This is a genomic window from Robertmurraya beringensis, assembly GCF_042433785.1.
GTDB lineage: Bacteria > Bacillota > Bacilli > Bacillales > Cytobacillaceae > Robertmurraya_A > Robertmurraya_A beringensis.
In genome coordinates, this window is sequence record NZ_JBHLUU010000049.1 from 1 (window position 1) to 905 (window position 905).

Sequence of the window (905 nt, forward strand, 5' to 3'; positions counted from 1 at the left end):
AGTAATAATGGTAAACGTTATACAAAGGAAGAGAAAGCATCAATTATTAAGAGAATGATGCCCCCCACTAATGAATCGGTTGGCCAATTAAGTGAAGAGTTGGGCATTACTGAACCCACGCTTTACAAGTGGAGAAAAGAGGCTAGATCATCTGGAAACCCCACACCCGGAGATGGACAAAGTTCTGAACACTGGAGCAGTGAAGATAAGTTTCTCATAGTTATGGAAACATACTCAATGAATGGTGCGGAGCTAGCGGAGTATTGTCGAAAAAAGGGACTTTATAAAGAACAGATTGACGCATGGCGAGATTCATGCCTTAATGCAAATGGGCGAGAATCTAGTCAAACAAAGCAGTTAAATCAAGAATTAAAAGAGGAGAAAAAGCGAGGAAAGGCATTAGAGAAAGATTTGCGTAAAAAAGAAAAAGCATTGGCAGAAGCTGCAGCCTTATTACTATTAAGAAAAAAGGCCCAAGCGATCTGGGGGGACCAAGAGGACGAATGATCAGCCCGTCAGATCGCGCACTAGCAGTAGAACTCATCCAAGAAGCAAACCAAAATGGTGCGCGATTAGCCCCGGCGTGTAAAGAATTGAACATTAGCGTTCGCACCTATGAACGCTGGATTTCAGAAGGTGGAATCAAGGAGGATCAACGCCCTATTGCGTTACGTCCAGAGCCAAAAAATAAATTAACGATAGAGGAAAAACAAGAGATACTGGAGGTTGTTAAAAAAGAGGAATTTGTAGACCTACCGCCTACTCAAATCGTGCCAAAATTAGCAGATCAATGCATTTATATCGCCTCCGAATCTAGCTTTTATAGAGTTCTTCGTGAGCATAAAATGCAAAATCATCGGGGAAGAAGCAAAAAGCCCGAGGGTAGATTACCAGAAAGTCATTTA

General features: G+C 41.9%; 2 protein-coding genes. Both read left to right on the forward strand.

The window, feature by feature from the left end:
* Positions 1–507: transposase (locus ACFFHF_RS11810; RefSeq protein ID WP_377058220.1), on the forward strand; the 507-nt coding region annotated here is incomplete at its 5' end.
* A partial coding sequence (locus tag ACFFHF_RS11815) for a helix-turn-helix domain-containing protein (protein WP_377058221.1) occupies positions 504–905 on the forward strand: 402 nt, incomplete at its 3' end. The genes ACFFHF_RS11810 and ACFFHF_RS11815, both read left to right, overlap by 4 nt.